Genomic DNA, 19,455 nt, shown 5'->3' with positions numbered 1-19,455 from the left:
GGTTACCCACGTGTTACTCACCCGTCCGCCGCTAATCCACCCCGAAAGGTTTCATCGCTCGACTTGCATGTGTTAGGCACGCCGCCAGCGTTCGTCCTGAGCCAGGATCAAACTCTCAATTTAAAAGTTTACACTTTTTTAGTTGAAATGATTAATCTGCGACAACTGTTAAGTTGTTACGCAAGCTCATTACATACTTTTTAGTCTTACGACTAAATTTTACTTTATACTAAAGTAATTAACTGGTTTAACGAAATATTATTTCGCTATCTTTACCTATTTCTCTGTTTAATTTTCAAAGACCAACTTGCTTCGTCATCATGTGATGACTTTTACTATTATAATTCTTTTTTTCATCATTGTCAACTACTTTAAAAAATATTTGATAATGAATTTTTCTTTCATCACTGTGCACTTAAAGTTAATTTATAACTGTATGTTCCAGCGACAATTAATATAATATCATATGTATAACTCACCATTTGTTTATAATCCTCTATTATATCAATCTATTTCCATATATATGTTTATATATACCATATAATCCGTTTTGCTCATAATGATACGCTTGGAACATTTGTTACGCATTTAGCACCTATAGCCTATAAAAATAAAAACCCCAGTAAAAATAATCTTTTTTACCAGAGCTCCTATTTAATGAACATGAAAATGTCTTTTATTATAATGTCATTACTATTTCCTTGTATTTATTACCTCTTACTTCAAAATTTTGAAACATATCAAAACTTGCACATGCTGGTGACAACGTCACTATATCACCCGGTTTAGCAACTAATTTAGCTGTAAAAATTGCTTCATTAAAATTTTCAGCAAGTATAATCTGTAAAGGTATTTTATTTTCTTTAGACATACGCTCAAAAACTTCTTTTATTTTATATTTAGTGTCCCCTACTAATATTAGTGTTTTAATATTTGTGTAGCCTTCTTCTGCTAAAGGTTCAAAAGGTATTTTTTTATCATATCCTCCTGCAATTAGTATAACAGGCTTTCCAAAAGCTTTGAGACTTGCTATAGTTCTAGTTGGCGTAGATGCTATTGAATCATTGTAATATTTAACTCCATCTACTTCCCTCACGAATTCGCCCCTATGAGGTACCCCCATAAAAGTGGTAGCCACTTCTCTCATGCTCGCAACTGTTGCTTCATCTTGAGTTGCACAAAAGGCAGTTAATAGGTTTTGCACATTATGCATCCCTTTTAGCTTTACTTCCTCAAGATTACACACTACCTTGTTCATAATGAATAATTTATCATTTTGAAAATATGCACCATCTTCTAGTTTCTCGCATACACTAAAATACTTAACTTTTCCCTTAACCTCTTTTCTTAATTCATAAGTTAACGCGTTATCCTTATTTAATACAATCAGATCACCGTCACGTTGATATTTAAACACATTTTTCTTTGCATTTATATATTCCTCCATATCCTTATGAATATCTAGATGATTCACACTCAGATTTGTTACTACTGCTACATCTGTAGAAACCGTCATAGTCATAAGCTGAAAGCTCGACAATTCCAATACTACTTTATCGTCTTTGGTTATTTCTTCAATATTTGCGAACAGTGGTGTACCAATATTGCCTCCAACCCAAGTTTTATATCCTTCTTTTTTTAATATATTATATATTATTGTAGTTGTAGTTGTTTTTCCATCGCTACCAGTTACGCCGTAAGTTTTAGCCGGGCAATATTTTATGAACTCTTCCATTTCGGAAGTTATATATGTTCCTTCTTTTTTTGCTTTCAAAAGAGCAGGGTTATCTACTCTCATAGATGGTGTTTTAAAAATAACATCAAACCCCGTTAGATCATCTAAGTAATCTTCCCCTAATACCAGCTTCACGCCCTCTTCTTCGAAATCTATTGCTACCTGTCCCAGTAAACTATAATTTTTTTTATCAAAAGCTGTAACAACTGCCTTAAGCTTCACTAGAAAATGTATTAAAGGAATATTGCTAACTCCTATACCTACAACTCCAACTTTTTTTCCTTTTATAAATTCCTTAAATTCATTGAAATCCTTTTTCATATAACCCTCCATGTAATCTCCATATACTTTATATTATATTATATTATTTATTTTACAAATTTATTTTATAATTTTTTAGATTTATTCTATAAAAAAACAACGCATAGTATAACCACAGCCTACTCAAGCCTCATTATATACTACACGCCATTCTCTAAACCAAACTAACTATTCCAATTTAAAATTTAAAATTGTAGTTTTTCTTCTATAAACTTTTCTAAATCATCTATACTTACCCTTATTTGATCCATTGTGTCTCTGTCTCTAATTGTTACAGTATTATCTTCTAACGTATCAAAATCTACGGTTATGCAGTATGGAGTTCCTATTTCGTCTTCTCTTCTATACCTTTTTCCTATACTTCCGGTTTCATCGTAGTCTACGTTAAATTTTTTACCTAGCATAGCAAAAACTTCGAGCGATTTCTCTGATAATTTTTTACTTAAAGGTAGAATAGCCGCCTTAAATGGTGCAAGTGCTGGATGTAAATGAAGCACTGTTCTTACGTCTCCGCCTTCAAGTTCTTCTTCATCATATGCATTAACTAAGAATGCAAGAACAACTCTATCTGCACCCAGAGAAGGTTCTATACAATATGGTACATATTTTTCATTAGTAATAGGATCTAGATAACTTAAATCATTCCCTGAATGTTCCATATGCTTCTTTAAGTCATAATCAGTTCTATCGGCAACGCCCCATAATTCTCCCCATCCAAAAGGGAACAAGAATTCTATGTCACAAGTAGCATTACTATAGAAAGATAATTCCTCTTCTCCATGGTCTCTAAATCTTAAATTTTCCTTTTCCATTCCCAAATTATATAAGAAATTAGCACAATACTCTTTCCAATATGCAAACCATTCTAAATCTGTACCTGGTTTACAGAAAAATTCCAATTCCATTTGCTCAAATTCCCTAGTTCTAAAAATAAAGTTCCCTGGTGTTATTTCATTTCTGAAAGCCTTTCCTACTTGGCCTATTCCAAATGGAACTTTTTTTCTTGAAGCTCTTTGAACATTTTTAAAGTTTACAAAGATACCCTGAGCCGTTTCTGGTCTTAAATATATCTCTGATTTTCCATCTTCTGTTATCCCCTGGGAAGTCTTAAACATTAAATTAAATTTTCTAATATCAGTAAAGTCTTTCTTTCCACATTTAGGACATACTATTTCATTTTTTGCTATATATTCTTTTAACTCTTCATTTGACCATCCATCAGCACTAGCTACTTCTACTCCCTGATTCGTCATATGGTCTTCCACTAACTTATCCGCTCTAAATCTAGCTTTGCAATCTTTGCAATCCATTAGTGGATCTGAAAATCCTCCAACGTGACCCGTCGCAACCCATACTTCTGGGTTCATAAGTATAGCGCAGTCAACGCCTACATTATATGGACTTTCTTGAACAAATTTTTTCCACCAAGCTTTTTTAACATTGTTTTTAAATTCAACTCCCAGAGGACCATAATCCCACGAATTAGCGAGCCCTCCATATATATCGGATCCCGGGAATACGAACCCTCTGTTTTTGCATAACGCAACTATTTTATCCATACTTTTTTCAAATGTCATATTAATCCCTCCTATTTTTTTATAATCTAATGATATCTCGTTTTATATACTTCTCAATGGTCATTACAAATATATTAATATTACATCTTGTATCCTTTCCTATTTGGCCTAAATATAACCAATTCAATCCATCACACCCGCATAAAGGCATGCTCTTTTATTTTACGTACAAAAAAAAGACTATACCCCAAGGGACGAAAATTATTTCCGCGGTTCCACCCTTATTGGCACATGCCCTACTTTAAGTTCTATACACTCAAAAGTTCCTTTCACAATAATACTTTGATTGTTTACACCAGCCACAACCTCTCTTATGAAGTACTACTACTACTCTTCTTTATCACAGTGAATTATTTTATTATACATTAGATTTCTTATAATATTGAGTTCCAAAAATAAAAAATGGCTCCGCGAAAAGGATTTGAACCTTCAACCTATCGGTTAACAGCCGAGTGCTCCACCGTTGAGCTATCGCGGATTATTATTGCTTACAACAACATTATAACATATACTATTAAAAATTCAATAGTTTTTTCTTTTTTATTTAAATTTCATGATTTTAAGCACTGATGATTACGCTTAAGAAGTAAAAAGGATATTTTAGATTAACTAAAATACCCCTTTGATTCTTTTAAACTACTGGATTGGTTTCATTGTAGGGAATAGGATAACATCTCTTATTGAATAAGAATCCGTTAAGAACATTACCATTCTATCAATTCCTATACCCAGTCCTCCTGTTGGTGGCATTCCTGTTTCTAATGCGCTCATAAATTCTTCATCTATTAAATAAGCCTCATCATCACCCAATTCTCTTTCTTTTGCTTGTTGCATAAATCTCTCTCTCTGAACTACTGGATCATTTAACTCTGAGTATGCATTACACACTTCTCTTCCAAACACAAAGCCTTCAAATCTCTCTGTAAACTCTTCATTCCCTCTCTTCTTCTTTGTAAGAGGTGATATTTCTACAGGGTAATCACATAAGAATGTTGGTTGAATTAGTTTCTCTTCCACATATACTTCAAATAATTCATTTAATATATCTGCTTTTGAGCAATTTTCTAATTCTTTTTTAAATTGTAAATGCTTTTCTTTAGCTATAACCCTAGCTTCTTCATTAGTAGCTATTTTATCAAAGTCCACACCTGAATATTCTCTTACTGCATCTACCATAGTAATTCTTCTCCATGGTGGTGTAAAATCTATCTCAGTTCCTTGATAATTTACTTTCATAGTTCCATGAACCTTTTCACAAACGTAAGCTATCATATTTTCCGTAATTTCCATCATATCATTATAATCTGCATAAGCTTCATATAATTCTATCATTGTAAACTCTGGATTATGTCTTATATCTGTTCCTTCGTTTCTAAAGTTTTTACCCATGTCATATACCTTTTCAAAACCAGCAACAATAAGTCTTTTTAAATATAGCTCTGTTGCAATTCTAAGATACATCTCAATATCAAGCGCATTATGATGAGTACTAAATGGTCTTGCTGCGGCTCCTCCTGCTACTGTGGATAAAATCGGAGTTTCAACTTCTAAAAATCCTTTGTTATCTAAGTATTCTCGGATATATTTAATTATTGATATTCTCTTCATAAACGTATCTCTTACTTGTGGGTTCATTATTATATCTACTTCTCTTTGTCTAAATCTTAAATCAGGATCTTTTAATCCGTGCCATTTTTCTGGAAGTGGTTTTAGAGCCTTCGCTACAAGCTGAAAATCTACTATATGTAGTGATATCTCACCAGTTTTTGTAACAAAAGGTGTACCAGTTATGCTTACAAAATCTCCTATGTCAAAACTTTTATATTCTTTTAATTTTTCTTCGCCTACATCATCTATTTTTATGTATAGTTGTATTTTACCATATCTATCATGAATATCAGAAAAACCTGCCTTACCATGAACTCTTTTAGACATGAGTCTACCTGCTACAATAACCTGAGCGCCTTCTAATTTCTCAAAATTTTCTTTAACTTCTTGTGATGTATGAGTTCTTTCAACTTTGTACACATCAAATGGATCTTTGCCTTCTTCTTTTAAAGCAGATAATTTTCGTCGTCTTATGGTTACCTGTTCATTATATTTAGATTCAAGTTCATGCAAGTTTTTCTCTTCACTTTTTTCTTCATTGTTTTTTTCGTTCGACATTAATATCCCTCCTGTTTTTCCCAGGTCAGAAAATAATTACTAATCATTTATTCTGCCATATTTCTTCTATGTATATATTTCTTTAGGGCACCTACCAATTATAAATTGTTAAGTACCCCTATGTTCTATAAAAATTAAATAATTTTTAAACAATTACCCACGTCGCACTTCCAATACTTCATACCTACCAACACCATCTGGAACTGCAACTTCTATAATTGCTCCTGATTTCTTACCAACGAGTGCACATCCAACTGGTGATTCATTCGATATTTTATTTATCATTGGATCTGCTTCTGCTGAACCCACTATATAAAATTCAACTTCTTCATCAAACTCATAATCCTTAACCTTAACTATAGATCCTATACTTACTACATCTATTTCAATATCGTTTTCATCTATAACACTTGCATTTCTAAGCATATTTTCCAATTGTATTATTCTACCTTCAACAAATGCTTGTTCATTTTTAGCTTCATCGTACTCTGAGTTTTCGGTTAAGTCCCCATACCCAAGTGCTACCTTTATTTTTTCAGTAATATCTTTTCTCTTGACAGTCTTAAGAAATTCTAATTCTCCCTCTAATTTCGTAATTCCCTCATAGGTCATTACATATTGTTTTGGTACGCTCATTTATTTCTCCCCTTTTTAATTTTTATTAAATAAATTAGTAAATATCCATAAAATTCACTATCAACTAACAATACCCTAGCATATTACACCCCAACTACAATACTGTTTTCCTCGAAATATAGCAATTTCATATAATTTATATAATATAAGACTATTAGTTCAAATTGATAAATTATCGATTCTAAGATTTATTCTTAGAATAACAATACATGTAACCATTTAGCCATTATAAATCAGAGCGTTACTATTGTCAATATGTTACGAGCAAAATAGTCTAATATATTACATTATTGTTGAATTTTATTTTTTTAAGATATATACCATTATACTTAAGAGCTTTTTCAATGTCACTTTCTTGCATTTGACATAATATCGATCCTAAAAGTTCGATAGAAAAATCTCCTTTAAAAGTTTTCCAAGGCACATTATAACTTACATCATTTACAGCTATAATATTTTTTGGCGTGCTTATACTATTATCTAAGAACCAGACTAATTTCCCATCACCGAATTCATAGTCTTTAGATGAAACAATAAAATCGGCTATTTTAACAGCATATAGTTCATCATCTGTAACAATAGGAGATACACCAAAATTAGCGATAATATAATCTGCAAGCTTTCTAGCTTTTACCAAATCAGGCGATAAAAATACAATATACTTGCAATGCTTTGCTAATTCCACAATAATATTATAGTTTATTATTTCTACAGCATCATATATAACAATGCAGCAATTTTTCAAACTTTTGTTTCTCATTCTAATCATAAGTTGTATACTTTTTATAACACTAAAAGCTAAGAATCGCTTTTGAAATTCATTAAAATAATTATAATCCATAGGCCTCAGTGTTTTTGGCGATAATTGCACTTCATTACATTTACATATTTTTTTAGCATAAGTTAAATTGTTTAAATATGCTTTTCTATTAAAATTAGGTGGCATCCTTACACTCGTAACTTTAATATCTAATTCTTTAATGTATTCATTACTTATTACTTTCATCTTTAGTTTATCTTTAATTTTACTTAAAAATCCAAATTCATTATATAAATTATCTATATTTGAAGTTATACATAAAATTGGCTTCATACATCTGCACCTTATACATTAATGTACTATTATCTTATTCAGTGTTAATTATATAAATTCCCGTTTTAATTTTTAAATTATGCTTCTATGGTCTTCAAATAATTTTTATAAACCAAAAGTACCTGCTTTACCTCATCATAAGTATTTTTAGTATTAATTTCATTCTTAATCTCAGCACAGTTGTTAAGCCCTTTGATATACCAGGCTGTATGTTTCCTCATTTCTCTAACAGCCTTAATTTCTTCATAATATTTTACAGCTAAATTTAAATGCCTTATACACATATCTATTTTTTCTTCAGGAGTAGGGTATATAACTTTTTCTCCGTTTATTGCCTGCTTAATCTCTCTAAAAATCCATGGGTTACCCCTAGACCCTCTTGCAATCATTATAGCATCACAATTAGTGATTTCCTTTATTTTGACAGCATCCTCTACGGAAAATATGTCCCCATTACCTATTACCGGCACTTTAACATTTTCTTTTACAGCCCTTATAATATCCCAATCAGCCTTGCCTTCATACATTTGTTCGCGAGTCCTGCCATGCACTGCAATAGCATCTATCCCCGCATCCTCCATATATTTAGCAAATTCTACAGCATTAACATTATTTGAATCAAATCCCTTTCTAAACTTCACTGTCACAGGCTTTGTTGAAACCTTTTTCATTTCTTTTATTATTTGCGCTGCTAGTTTAGGATTCTTCATCAAAGCTGATCCCTCTCCATTTTTCACTATTTTATGAACAGGGCACCCCATATTTACATCAACCATACATATATCGCTTCTTGCATTGAAAATTTCACAGGAACTAGCCATAATCTTAGGATCATTACCAAATATCTGAACGGCTACAGGTTTCTCTTGACCCGAAATTCGCATAAGAGATTCTGTATTGTCACTTCCATAATATAACCCTTTAGCACTTACCATTTCAGTATATAGTAGACCACACCCTAATTCTTTGCACAACCCTCTAAAAGCAATATCTGTAATTCCTGCCATAGGGGCCAAAAAAACATCGTTTTCAAAGTTAATATTTGATATTTTCATTAAATCACCTATTCCCTATTCTTCTCATAAATCATTCTAAGGCCTTCTAAGGTTAAATTCGGATGAAACTCATCAATAGCAGAAGACTCTTTGGTTATTAGTTTTGAAAGTCCACCTGTGGCTACTACAAAAGGCTCTTCTTCTCCCATACTAATCATTTCACTTTTCATTTTATTAACAATATAATCTACTTGACCAATATATCCATATATTATTCCAGACTGCATGCTTTCAACAGTATTTTTACATATAACTGTTTCTGGTTTTACAAGCTCTACCCGAGGTAGCTTTGCCGCTCTCTCAAATAGTGCTTCAGAAGCTATTTTAATACCAGGACATATAGTTCCACCTAAGTAATTAGCCTCTTTGCTTATAGCACAGAAGGTTGTAGCTGTACCAAAATCTATTAGTATTAATGATCTTTTATAAATTTCATGAGCTGAAACAGCATTAACAATTCTATCCGCACCTACTTCTTTAGGATTATCATATTTTACATTTATTCCAGTCTTAATCCCCGGGCCTACTACCATTGGTTTCAAATCGAAATATTTTCTTATCATATGTTCTAGTGAATACATACTATTGGGAACAACCGAGGAAATTATTACGCCTTTAATATGTTCTGTTCTTATGTTTCGCTGATTAAATAATTGCATTGCTTGAATTCCGTACTCGTCAGCGGTTTTTTTTGCATCAGTTGATATTCTCCACTCTACAATTAACTCCTTTTCCTTAAAAACTCCTAAAACAGTATTAGTATTTCCAACATCTAAAACTAAAATCACTTTATACACCACCTATATAATTTAAAACAACTTGCAAGTCGTTTTATATTTTTGCCATTATAAAAACACAAAATAATGTATCCAATATTATAAATATTAATTTCAACCGTTCCTAATTTAACAATATAATTTTAACAATTTGAACAAATTTGTCAAGTTAAATCTTTATAAGAAGTTTTGTTTAATTAAATCATCTCCTAGGTCGCTGCAATATTAACGGTTACAGTGAAAGTTACACCTATAAAGCTAATTCTATATATTATACCACAATCCTCATCAAATGTTGGTATATAATTACAGTAAGTTTCTTAGTAAATCGCACTAATATAAAGTTTCTGTTAGAATGGACTCTCTTTACTGGTTAAATGATATAAAAAAAGACATACAGCTAACTCACTGTATGTCTTTTACCAAGTTAAATCTTTGTTAAATCAATCTCACCTGAATCTGTTTTAGCCATTATAGCCTCAAAATCCACGCCTTCGAGTTTTTCTTTTAACAACAGTTCTTGAGCCACTGCATGAAGTTTACTTGCATTTTCAGCAAGAATTTTTTCAGCTTTTCCATAAGCTTCATCAATAAGCATCTTAACTTCTGAATCTATTTTATTAGCTATTTCTTCACTAAAGTTTCTACTTTTGCCTAAATCTCTTCCAAGGAATACTTCATTATGATCATTACCAAAAGATATTGGTCCGAGTTCATCACTCATACCATATTCCATAACCATCTTTCTTGCAATAGCCGATGCTCTATCAATATCATTCTTAGCACCTGTGCTAATATCTTTTAATACTAATTTTTCAGCAACTCTACCGCCTAATAACCCGACCATTTCATCTTTAAGTTTTAGTTTTGAAGTATAAGCAGTATCCTCTTCAGGTAGATGCATTGTGTACCCACCTGCCATTCCTCTTGGTATAATACTTATTTGATGAATTGGATCAGATAATGGAGAATATTTCATTACTACAGCATGCCCTGCTTCATGATATGCTGTTAATTTTCTATCTTTTTCACTGATAACTTTACTCTTCTTTTCCGGTCCAGCAATAACTCTAGTTACTGCTTCATCAAGCTCTTTCATTTCTATAACTGTTTTTTTATTTCTAACTGTAAGCAGTGCAGCTTCGTTCATTAAATTCTCAAGGTCTGCACCAGTGAACCCAGGTGTCCTTTTAGCTAATACATCAAGTTTTACTTCTTCTGCTAAATGTTTACCTTTGGAATGTACCTTTAGAATTTCTTCTCTTCCTTTAACATCAGGCGCACCCACTAATATATGTCTATCAAATCTGCCTGGTCTCAAAAGAGCAGGATCAAGTATGTCTGGTCTATTTGTTGCGGCTATCATAATTATGCCTTCATTTACACCAAATCCATCCATCTCAACTAATAGCTGATTTAGAGTTTGCTCTCTTTCATCATGACCACCGCCAACGCCAGCTCCTCTTTGTCTACCTACTGCATCAATTTCATCAATAAATATTATACAAGGAGCACTTTTTTTCGCTTGTTCAAATAAATCTCTTACTCTTGAAGCTCCAACACCTACAAACATCTCTACAAATTCCGAACCTGATATACTATAGAATGGAACTCCTGCTTCTCCTGATACTGCTCTCGCAAGTAACGTCTTACCTGTACCCGGTGGTCCTATAAGAAGAATACCTTTAGGAATTCTTGCACCTGCTTCTAGGTATCTTTTAGGTTGTTTTAAGAAATCTACAACTTCTGCAAGTTCTTCCTTTTCTTCATCTTCACCAGCTACATCATCAAATGTAACTTTCTTCTTATCTGGCGTTGCTATTTTGGCTCTACTTTTACCAAAATTCATTACACCTCTATTACCGCCACCGCCGCCACCTTGCGATTGCTGCATATACATAAACCAAAAGGCCACTAACATTAAAATTATAAGGAGTGTTGGCAAGACATTTAACCACATTGGCATACTAGCTGGCTTTAAGTATGTTTCTGTAACGCTTGCATTTGGGTTTTGGTCCATAACTTGAAGCAATCTCGTCAATGGGACTATAGTTTCATATCGTGTTCCGTTCTTTAGTTCTCCTGATACTGTTTTATCTTCTTTTACCTGAACAGTTTTAATATCCTTTTTAATCCAATATTCTTGGAATTTATTAACGCTGATTTGACTAACATCTTTGCTACTATCAAGTACGGTTAGTGCTGCATAAATCACAAGTACAAACACTACGATCCAGATTGATGCACTAGAAATTTTCTTCATTAGAAACCCCCCTCTCTTTTTATTCACTTTAAAATTTTATCACATTAAAAAGCAGTTGACAATAATATATATATTATTTTATACACATTTACTTATAAATTTCTTCCTTAAGTATTCCTATAAATGGTAAATTTCTATATTTCTCTGCATAGTCCAGGCCAAATCCTACAAGGAAGTAATCTGGTACATCGTAACCTAAATATTTAACATCTATATTGGCCGTTCTTCTTTCTGGTTTATTCAGTAAGCATATAATTTCTAAACTATTAGGTTTCCTTGCAGATAGTAACTTCATTAGATATTTAAGTGTAACTCCAGAATCTATAATATCCTCTACTATCAATACATCCTTTCCCTCAATTTCAAAGTCTAAATCCTTTAAGATCTTTACAACCCCTGAAGTTTTAGTGGAATTCCCATAGCTTGTAACTGCCATAAAATCCATTTTGCATGGAATCGTAATTTGCTTTACTAAATCTGACATAAATATGACTGATCCTTTTAAAATACCAATGAGTATAAGCTCTTTGCCTAAATAATCCTTACTTATTCTTGCGCCCATTTGCCTAATTTTATCTCTTAATTGATCTTCGCTGTATACTACCTCTTTAATATCATTGTTCATTCTTATTCCTCTCTTCCAATTCTAATCTGCAATATATTTTTAGTATCCTTTGTAACCTTGAATTTTTCGCTAACCCTATATCCAACTACCCAACCTATATCATCCCCAAAACATATTAACGGTATTGCATTTCTTTGGGCTTTAGGTATTTTTAAATCTATAAACAAATCCTTTATCTTTTTACTACCCTTCATACCTAGTGGAATGAATCTATCCCCATCTTTTCTATACCTAAATATTATTGGTTTCTTAATTTTATCATAGTCAAAATACTTAATACAATCATTTTCTTTAAATTCTGTAAATTGTAGCTTAGGATTAACATCAATTTTTACTACTTTATTTAAAGAATGAATAAAGTTTTCCTGATTTATATTTAGAGAGTACTGATTGTTATTAGCTTCAGTAGCTTTTACACAAATATATATATGTATATTCCCATAACAGTTTTCAACTATTATATTCTGAGGTAGCATTATACTTTTACCTGTTTCATGTCTTTGAAGTTCTATAATACTATATATATGAACTTTTTCAAAATTATATAAATTATGATTCACCGCAAGCAAAGCACTCCTAATAATCCTACTTAAAATTGCTTCATGCTCCGCAAAAGCCGCCTTATTTATTATAACCCTTTGCTGACCTATCTCACAATGTTTTTTATACTCTTTTTCAGAAATATTTTCCAAATAATCATTGTCTTTTTTTACAATATCTGATAATCGGTTTAATGTTTTAATTATATCTTTATTAAAATTTTGTTCCATATATGGAATCAATTCTAATCTTACCTTATTTCTCGCATAAATATTTTCTAAATTTGATTTATCTATTCTTGGATTGATATTATTATTTAAACAATATTTCTCTATTTTTTTTCTACTAAGACGAAGTATGGGTCTTACATATATTTTGTCGCGAACAGGTCTTATTCCTACTATTCCCTCGATACCCGTTCCTCTCATTATCCTCATTAAAATAGTTTCAGCTTGATCATTAGCATTATGTGCCAAAGCGACTTTATTAGCATTTAATTTAACCATAAGTTGCTCAAAAAATTCATATCTAGCTTCTCGTCCTGCCATTTCACAAGATAAATTCTTTTCCTTTGAAATTCTATGTACATCCACTTTTTCACTATAAAAATCTATATTCAAACTCTCACAAATTTCTTTTGCATATTCCTGATCTTTATCAGACTCATCTCCTCTAAGACAATGGTTTAGATGTGCACCAATAAGTGTAATCCCAAGTTCTTCCTTAAAGTTGTTTAAAATATAGAGCAAACACGTGGAGTCAGGTCCACCAGAAAATGCAACTATAACCTTATCTCCCTTATCAAACATTGAATTCTCTTTTATAAAGTCCATAACTGTTTCTGACAAAATTTTCACTTCCCAAATTTATTTTTAAAATGTTTTCTGTTTTTTGCAGGTTTATATTTTTTAATACCATATCACTATATCATATTACTATATCATTTAGTAATATATATTTTCCATTTTTTTAGACACACCTTTAAATCGTCTCTTGGGTCGCTGCAATATTAACGACTTAGAAGGAGATTTAAACTCCCACCGAAGTTTTCAATTTGTTAGGGCATGTAACTCCCACTTATAGAAATGAGAGACTTTCCTTCTGAAATGCCGTTAAAAATGGGAAAAATGAAGAATGTAAAAGAGGTTCTTACCCCCATAAATACTTTCTCCATTTTTTAATCTCTTTTATTATATATTCCCTGATTTTTCTCTCAATTTACAGGGCATTAAAATATCTCTTTTATAAAATACATTTAGTATAGACTATATATCTTTGAAACAAGAACTGTCATATCATCTTTTACTCTATTGCCACTTAATTTTTTTGCTTCTGAGAGCAACCCTTCAGCTAAATCCTTGGGATTGTTGCAATTGTTTTTACCTAAATAATCAACTACCCAATCCACCCTCCCTACATTTTCATCATTGTAATCTAATACCCCATCACTAAGCATAACCATAATATCTCCATTTTTTAATTCCATTTGCTGTATATCTATATCTGCTTTATCTAAAACACCGATAGGAAGAGATTTTGATTTTATAATTTCTAAACTTTCACCTGATTTTAGAAAAGTTGCAACTGCCCCCACTTTTAAGAAATCAATTTCCCCAGTGTATAAGTCTATGCTGCTTAAATCTATAGTTGAAAATTTTTCTTCTTCGGAAAATCTCAATGTCATTATTGAATTCACAGTGTTTATAGCCGTAATTTTACTAAAACCTGCTGATGTAAACTTTTCTATTAATTCAACCGCAGCCTCGCTCTCTCTACCCGCTTGGGGTCCCGATCCCATGCCATCACTAATAACTGACATATAACTTCCATCAGGAAGCTTACCAAAGCTATAGCTATCTCCATTGGACTTTTCACCATCTTTACACTGCCTAGCCACATTAGATACCACATGAAACTTAGGTGTTTCTTCAATAGTTACCTTACATATATTGGTCTTCGGATTTATATTACACCCTTCATCACTAACACACATGCACTTGCCTGTGACCCCATTTATAATCGGCAATAAATCCTTTACACACATTTGCCTTCCACTGCAAGCGTTAAGTGACAATTTAATACTCAATCGTCCGAGCTTATCATTCAAACACATAAGATCATTGTGCTTAACTCTATTTTTATCTAAGGCTCTACATATAAGTTTTTCCATAGAAGTATCTATTTGAATTTCAGAATTAAAATCTTCAACAATTTCTCCTACAGAACCCGCCATATTACTAATCTGATTTGCTAAAAGCTCTCTGCCTTCACTAAGCCTCGTTCTCCACATTTCATTTATAATGTGCTTATTAACAATATCTTCTGTATTTTTAAGTATGGCGGTTCTCTTTATACATTTTCTTTCAATTTCTTCCGGTACGCTATTATTCTTCCTCTCAAAATTTTGAATTAATTCTTCAAATGCTGCATATGTATAATGTAATTCCCTTTTCCAACACATAGACTTCATATTACAATTACTACACACCCTGTCCGCAAGATTTTCAACCAACGCGCTGCTTTTACCTTTCATCGCCAATTTTTCATTATCCACTAAGTTATTTAATATATCTGACATATTAGAAAGTACATCTGAAAAATTATTTAGCCTTCCTACAAATGTATCTTTAATTTTATTTATATACCCCTGTTCTACATTTTGCTTTTTTTTATCGGAATTAAATTCTGTGGATAATTCGCTATAAACTTTTTGTGGTATTAGCAAAAATATTACAGCAGCTACAAAAGCTTCAAATATCATAAAATCAGATCCCGTAATACAATATATTTTTATTATTGAAAAAGCCACTAAATAAGATGTTGCACTTAATATCTTTCCAGTTTCTTTAAAAACACCCGTTATTAAGCCACAAACACCATACATTCCTATAAACACAATCATATTTTCAGAAGACATTCCTACAATAATACCCATGGCAATTCCTGATGCAGCACCAGCTCCACTTCCGTTAATGTAAGCTATTATTATAACAAATGCCAGGCCTAAAATATTCGTAATTGATATGGCAAATATACTTAGTCCCCAAGTACCTGCTATAATTAAAGAGCTTATAATTGACATACTTATTATTTCTTCATTCGAAAATATATGTTTTGTTTTAATCTCCTTAAAGCATAAAAGACTATAGTCCAGAATAAAATATAATGGGAAGATACATAAAACTAGAAAAAATGAATTTAAAAAAGCCATTAACCCACTTACCCGGGTTATGAAGAAATTATAGGTAAACAACTCAAATATAATAATAGCAAACATGCTAGCTAAAACTTTAGTTTTTGATTTTATTTTGTTGAAAACATGACTCAAAAAAGCAATTGTAACTATTACTAGTAAATATGATGGTATATTCTTTGCACTACCATTTAAAGTAATATAACCTAAAAATGTACCACTGGCTGTAATTATTGAAATTCTATGATTATTTACAAATATTGTAGCTATTAAGAAAGCTATACCAAATGGGGCAGTATTATTAAGAAGCAAGACCCTACTTATTAATAAGCTTATAACAAAATAAACAATTCCTGTAATAATTAAATTAGTATTTAATGCATTTTTCTTTTTTACTTCATCTTTTATCTTTCTAAGTCTTTCATATGGAAATATATCAATCCCGTATTGCATATTAAAAATCACCCACCCTTTAATCATTAGGACTCCATTATAGCAACGTCTCTTGGAAATAAATGTCATAAGATGGGGCGCTCATATATTTTTTATGAGACAATAATTTGTATATTTTTTACATTAGATTTTTACAATTCCCTATAATATAAAAAAACCTACCATATTAATATAGTAGGTTTTAAAATATTAAATGAAGCATGTCACTTCATGGCATTGTATATTCGAGAAATTTATACTTATATGTTTTTGCACATTATAGTTTAAGTTTTATAGTTTTCCAGCAAATAAAAAATAACTCACAATATAAATTGTGAGTTATGGTAGCGGAAATAGGACTTGAACCTACGACCCTTCGGGTATGAACCGAATGCTCTAGCCAGCTGAGCTATTCCGCCATAGTTGGTTGCGGGAGTAGGACTTGAACCTACGACCTTCGGGTTATGAGCCCGACGAGCTACCAACTGCTCCATCCCGCGATATTTGGTGCTGAAGACCGGAATCGAACCGGTACGGTGTTTAACCACCGCAGGATTTTAAGTCCTGTGCGTCTGCCAGTTCCGCCACTCCAGCTTACTTACTTGTAGTATACTTGTTATGAAGTTTTATTTTACTTACGTTCTAAATAATCTAAAACTTATTGGTTGCGGGAGTAGGACTTGAACCTACGACCTTTGGGTTATGAGCCCAACGAGCTACCAACTGCTCCATCCCGCGATATTTGGTGCTGAAGACCGGAATCGAACCGGTACGGTGTTTAACCACCGCAGGATTTTAAGTCCTGTGCGTCTGCCAGTTCCGCCACTCCAGCTTACTTACTTGCAGTATACTTGCTTTTAACTTACCTATTATGAAATCTTATTTAACTTACGTATTAAGTAATTTAAAACTTATTGGTTGCGGGAGTAGGACTTGAACCTACGACCTTTGGGTTATGAGCCCAACGAGCTACCAACTGCTCCATCCCGCGATATTGTATTTAAGAATAAATTTGAATTAATACGGCACTTGTTTGCTTTTAGCTAATTATATTTAGAATCTTATTTAACTGAAATAATGAGTGATTTAAACTTATTGGTTGCGGGAGTAGGACTTGAACCTACGACCTTCGGGTTATGAGCCCGACGAGCTACCAACTGCTCCATCCCGCGATATTAATGCTAAAGCCTAAACTTTAATTGATACAATATTTAACTATCATATTATTTTAAGCTCTATGTGTCTATTTATTTTTTCATACCAGCTTACTATTACTGTTAAATAAGTTTCTTAAAATCATTTTAATGTTATACTAATTTGCTACATATGTCAATAGTTTTTTATAAAAAACATATTATGTTTTTAAACTCATCATATGCCAAAGTGGTAGCGGAAATAGGACTTGAACCTACGACCCTTCGGGTATGAACCGAATGCTCTAGCCAGCTGAGCTATTCCGCCATAGTTGGTTGCGGGAGTAGGACTTGAACCTACGACCTTCGGGTTATGAGCCCGACGAGCTACCAACTGCTCCATCCCGCGATATTTGGTGCTGAAGACCGGAATCGAACCGGTACGGTGTTTAACCACCGCAGGATTTTAAGTCCTGTGCGTCTGCCAGTTCCGCCACTCCAGCTTACTTACTTGCAGTATACTTACTTGTAGCTTAGAAAATGCTACCTCTTGGCAACATGTTTTATTATATATGATGTATAAACCGTTGTCAATAACTTTTTTTTGTTAAAATAGGAACTAAATACTTAGTTCCTACAGATTTACTAATAGCTTGAAGTTTTTTTACTATAACCTCTTCCTTTTCCTTCTTGATGTTTTTTAACATCTTGAAATCTTTCTTCACTATCTTTTAGAAATTTAGTCATTATATCTTCAAATCCACTTGCATTTGCTTTGCTTTTTTCCTTTTCCCAATCTATTTCCATAGGTTTAATAGATTTTTTAGGCGCTCCAGCTTGTTTTATTGATAAACTGATTTTCCCATTATCATCTACAGAGATTACTTTAACTTTTACTATATCATTTTCTTTTAGATGATCATTAACATTTTTAACGAATGTATCTGAAACCTCAGATATATGCACTAATCCTGTCTTACCCTCCACTTCTACAAACGCACCAAAATTGGTGATATTTACTACTTTACCTTCTACAATACTTCCAGCCATTAAGGTCATATTAAAAATACTCCTCCTTAAAAATTATGTTTTTATTTTATATATTAATTTAATAATAAGCGTAACAATAATTATAGCATTTAGTTTTTATTATCCATAACAGGAGTTTCACCTTCTTTAACAAGACCTAATATTTCTCTTGCTAATTTTTCTATATATTTGTCAGTTTTAGATAACTCTACTTCATCCTGTAATACTTTTTTTTGTTCTTTTTTCTTTTGTAATTCAACATTATACTTTTGCAGCTCTTTCTTTTGTCTGCTCATAATTGATTGTTGCTGAATTAAAAGATAACATACATACATCATAGCAAAAACTAATACGGCACTTTTAATACTAAATTTTTTTTTCATATCCCATACCCTTTTCCTTTCAATGGAATGAGTATTGTTTACGCTTCATAAACCTATTCTAATTTGTATTCCACATTTCTTCAAGCTATTTCTTTATAATTTATCTTTTTTTTTTATTTTGAGCTTATAAACTAACAAATTTGCTGGGTATAAAATAGCATTCCATACAACCCTAAATACTTTCCCATTGAATATTATTAATTTATATTGTACCCTTATAAATACTCCACTTAATAGTTTCAAATATAAGTATACTCCTAATATTAAACATACATACACATAAAAGTTTATGTACCCTTTATTAGTATACATCAAAAATATAAAAACCACTATAGAAGTTAATGTCCAAAATAACAAATCCTGTATTATAGTCAGCACCTTGTTAGGATTTTCAAATCCCCTTATCAATCTATATATATCAAAAAATACTCCAGTTATTATTCCTGCTAGCAAACTGAAAATTATAAGATTAACTTGGCCTATCAAAGAAATTATCAT

Annotated in this window: 14 protein-coding genes, 11 tRNA genes, 1 rRNA gene and 1 other annotated feature (1 of these 27 cut by a window edge); all 26 genes read right to left on the bottom strand. The window is 32.0% G+C overall.

Annotated elements, in window-relative coordinates:
• Positions 1-123: ribosomal RNA gene (locus ACWJKE_RS14145) — 16S ribosomal RNA — on the bottom strand; it reaches 1,395 nt to the left of the window's first position.
• Positions 124-679: 556 nt separating this feature from the next.
• On the bottom strand, positions 680-2,056 hold the full coding sequence (murD, locus tag ACWJKE_RS14140) for a UDP-N-acetylmuramoyl-L-alanine--D-glutamate ligase (RefSeq protein ID WP_220287807.1): 1,377 nt from the start codon (positions 2,054-2,056) through the stop codon (positions 680-682).
• 185 nt (positions 2,057-2,241) lie between these two features.
• Complete coding sequence (locus tag ACWJKE_RS14135; RefSeq protein WP_216304370.1) at positions 2,242-3,633, bottom strand: glycine--tRNA ligase; 1,392 nt, start codon at positions 3,631-3,633, stop codon at positions 2,242-2,244.
• A gap of 187 nt (positions 3,634-3,820) precedes the next feature.
• Positions 3,821-3,986: a binding site (T-box leader), on the bottom strand.
• Between the two features lie 50 nt (positions 3,987-4,036).
• Positions 4,037-4,111 (bottom strand) — tRNA-Asn (locus ACWJKE_RS14130).
• Between the two features lie 158 nt (positions 4,112-4,269).
• On the bottom strand, positions 4,270-5,799 hold the full coding sequence (lysS, locus tag ACWJKE_RS14125; protein WP_216304368.1) for a lysine--tRNA ligase: 1,530 nt from the start codon (positions 5,797-5,799) through the stop codon (positions 4,270-4,272).
• A gap of 153 nt (positions 5,800-5,952) precedes the next feature.
• Positions 5,953-6,435: a transcription elongation factor GreA gene (greA, locus tag ACWJKE_RS14120; protein ID WP_216304367.1), complete on the bottom strand. Its 483-nt coding sequence runs from the start codon at positions 6,433-6,435 to the stop codon at positions 5,953-5,955.
• Positions 6,436-6,709: 274 nt separating this feature from the next.
• Positions 6,710-7,528, bottom strand: coding sequence for a Rossmann-fold NAD(P)-binding domain-containing protein (locus ACWJKE_RS14115; protein WP_216304366.1), 819 nt, complete (start codon positions 7,526-7,528; stop codon positions 6,710-6,712).
• 77 nt (positions 7,529-7,605) lie between these two features.
• Positions 7,606-8,583, bottom strand: coding sequence for a tRNA dihydrouridine synthase DusB (gene dusB / locus ACWJKE_RS14110; protein ID WP_216304365.1), 978 nt, complete (start codon positions 8,581-8,583; stop codon positions 7,606-7,608).
• 8 nt (positions 8,584-8,591) lie between these two features.
• A complete protein-coding gene (locus ACWJKE_RS14105) occupies positions 8,592-9,371 on the bottom strand; it encodes a type III pantothenate kinase (protein WP_216304364.1) in 780 nt (259 codons plus the stop codon).
• Positions 9,372-9,786: 415 nt separating this feature from the next.
• Positions 9,787-11,622, bottom strand: a complete 1,836-nt coding sequence (gene ftsH / locus ACWJKE_RS14100; RefSeq protein ID WP_165412323.1) for an ATP-dependent zinc metalloprotease FtsH — start codon at positions 11,620-11,622, stop codon at positions 9,787-9,789.
• 88 nt (positions 11,623-11,710) lie between these two features.
• Positions 11,711-12,247 (bottom strand): hypoxanthine phosphoribosyltransferase, encoded by a 537-nt coding sequence (gene hpt / locus ACWJKE_RS14095; RefSeq protein WP_165412324.1) that lies wholly within the window; start codon positions 12,245-12,247, stop codon positions 11,711-11,713.
• 2 nt (positions 12,248-12,249) lie between these two features.
• Positions 12,250-13,644: a tRNA lysidine(34) synthetase TilS gene (tilS, locus tag ACWJKE_RS14090; protein WP_309137230.1), complete on the bottom strand. Its 1,395-nt coding sequence runs from the start codon at positions 13,642-13,644 to the stop codon at positions 12,250-12,252.
• Between the two features lie 398 nt (positions 13,645-14,042).
• A complete protein-coding gene (gene spoIIE, locus ACWJKE_RS14085; RefSeq protein ID WP_220286289.1) occupies positions 14,043-16,433 on the bottom strand; it encodes a stage II sporulation protein E in 2,391 nt (796 codons plus the stop codon).
• A gap of 321 nt (positions 16,434-16,754) precedes the next feature.
• Positions 16,755-16,831: transfer RNA gene (locus tag ACWJKE_RS14080), tRNA-Met, on the bottom strand.
• 5 nt (positions 16,832-16,836) lie between these two features.
• Positions 16,837-16,912 (bottom strand) — tRNA-Met (locus ACWJKE_RS14075).
• A gap of 5 nt (positions 16,913-16,917) precedes the next feature.
• Positions 16,918-17,006 (bottom strand) — tRNA-Leu (locus tag ACWJKE_RS14070).
• A gap of 68 nt (positions 17,007-17,074) precedes the next feature.
• Positions 17,075-17,150: transfer RNA gene (locus tag ACWJKE_RS14065), tRNA-Met, on the bottom strand.
• A gap of 5 nt (positions 17,151-17,155) precedes the next feature.
• Positions 17,156-17,244: transfer RNA gene (locus ACWJKE_RS14060), tRNA-Leu, on the bottom strand.
• 83 nt (positions 17,245-17,327) lie between these two features.
• A tRNA-Met gene (locus tag ACWJKE_RS14055) sits at positions 17,328-17,403 on the bottom strand.
• 105 nt (positions 17,404-17,508) lie between these two features.
• Positions 17,509-17,584, bottom strand: a tRNA-Met gene (locus ACWJKE_RS14050).
• A 212-nt stretch (positions 17,585-17,796) separates the two neighbouring features.
• Positions 17,797-17,873, bottom strand: a tRNA-Met gene (locus tag ACWJKE_RS14045).
• Between the two features lie 5 nt (positions 17,874-17,878).
• A tRNA-Met gene (locus ACWJKE_RS14040) sits at positions 17,879-17,954 on the bottom strand.
• Between the two features lie 5 nt (positions 17,955-17,959).
• Positions 17,960-18,048: transfer RNA gene (locus ACWJKE_RS14035), tRNA-Leu, on the bottom strand.
• Positions 18,049-18,190: 142 nt separating this feature from the next.
• Complete coding sequence (locus ACWJKE_RS14030; RefSeq protein WP_165412325.1) at positions 18,191-18,604, bottom strand: S1 domain-containing RNA-binding protein; 414 nt, start codon at positions 18,602-18,604, stop codon at positions 18,191-18,193.
• Between the two features lie 80 nt (positions 18,605-18,684).
• A complete protein-coding gene (locus ACWJKE_RS14025; RefSeq protein ID WP_165412326.1) occupies positions 18,685-18,957 on the bottom strand; it encodes an FtsB family cell division protein in 273 nt (90 codons plus the stop codon).
• Between the two features lie 93 nt (positions 18,958-19,050).
• Positions 19,051-19,455, bottom strand: coding sequence for a spore cortex biosynthesis protein YabQ (gene yabQ / locus ACWJKE_RS14020; protein WP_216304592.1), 405 nt, complete (start codon positions 19,453-19,455; stop codon positions 19,051-19,053).

Source organism: Clostridium sp. CM036 (assembly GCF_055081135.1).
The sequence above is the reverse complement of the archived record's forward strand: the minus strand, read 5'-3'. Positions and strand labels throughout refer to the sequence as shown.